The sequence below is a fragment of the Streptomyces sp. CNQ329 genome, from assembly GCF_000482585.1.
Genome location: NZ_AXVU01000149.1, coordinates 1 through 1,327 on the forward strand (window position 1 = coordinate 1; position 1,327 = coordinate 1,327).

General features: G+C 73.0%; 2 protein-coding genes. Both read right to left on the reverse strand.

Features of this window, described 5'->3' with window-relative positions:
• Positions 1-634, reverse strand: a 634-nt coding sequence (locus tag I003_RS33905) for a PAS domain-containing protein (RefSeq protein ID WP_037722249.1), incomplete at its 3' end; no start/stop codon positions are given.
• Between the two features lie 502 nt (positions 635-1,136).
• Positions 1,137-1,327, reverse strand: a 191-nt coding sequence (locus I003_RS37205; RefSeq protein ID WP_486584467.1) for a hypothetical protein, incomplete at its 5' end; no start/stop codon positions are given.

Genomic DNA, 1,327 nt, shown 5'->3' on the forward strand with positions numbered 1-1,327 from the left:
GGATGAGGGGGTGCAGGTCGGCGCCGCCGAGCTCGCTGGCGCGGTAGCCGAGGATCTGCGCGGCGGAGGGGTTGACGAGGACGACCTTGCCGGTGGTGTCCGTGCCGACGATGCCCTCGGCGGCGGCCCGCAGGATCATCTCGGTCTGCCGGCGCTGCCGGTGCAGCTCCGCCTCGATCTCCGCCGAGCCGGTGAGGTCCCGTACGACGAGCATGAGCAGCTCGTCGCCCGTGTAGTGGTGGCCGGGCGCGTACGGGGACTCGCCCCCGGGGCCGTCCTCCAGGTCGGCGCTGGTGACCTCGGCGGGGAAGTCGCTGCCGTCGGTGCGGCGGGCGGCCATGCGCAGCGGCTTCGTACGCTCCTCGGGGCGCAGCCCCGAGCCGGGCGCGACGGAAGCCGTGGAATCGCCGCGGGGCCGGCGCATGGAACCGGGGATGAGCTGCGGATCGAACTCCGGCAGCAGGTCGAGCAGCCCGCGGCCGACGACGGCGGCACCGGGCCGCTCGAAGGTCTCCAGCGCGACACGGTTGGCGGCGACGACGGTGCCGTTGGTGTCGACGAGAAGCAGCGCGTCGGGGAGCGCGTCGAGTATGGCGGCGAGGCGAGCAGCGCCTCGGGATGGCCTGCTGCTCACGACGAACTTCCTCCTCGACGACCGTGCTTGCTGTGCTGTGCGGCCGGCCCTTGCGCCGTCGCGCTTCCCGTACGCCCCCCGAAGGCAATCCCGTGCGCGCCGGTGGCCGTGCCACGAGAGGATTCTACGGTCCCCCGTTGCCGGGGGGACGGCGGATGAGAATCGTCACGCCGCCACCACAACTCGGTGGGGTCCCGCCGGGGAGCGGCCGGGCCGCGTACGGGACACGGGCGGGCCCCTGCCGCGACCGCCCGGCCGTGCCGGGAGGGTACGGCAGGAGCGCGGCGCCGACGGCGGAGGACGAGCGGGGGCGCCGCGTATCTTCACCGGCCGGACACAGATTCTGATCCGGGCCCGCCACCGGAGTCCTCGCCGGCCGCGGCAGCGGGGGGCGTAGAAGCACACCGGCGCGCGGGAACGCCCCTACGCAACAGAAGTCACCCCCGCACCGAAAGCCCCCGGCGCCCCGAAGCCCGTCGGCAGTGCCGCCGAGGTGCTGTTACTACACGAATCGCTGCCCGACGGCCATGTACCGGGCGTCGCAGGAGGTACACCAGTCGGTTGTACTGTCGTCGGTCTTCTCCCTGGCTGTCTCCGCCCTCATCCAGGTGCGTTTCGTCATCGCCCATTCGGTCAGCTTCTCGCATCCGTGGACGTGCATGATCGTCCGCAGGCGGCGCGACGGCTTCCCCC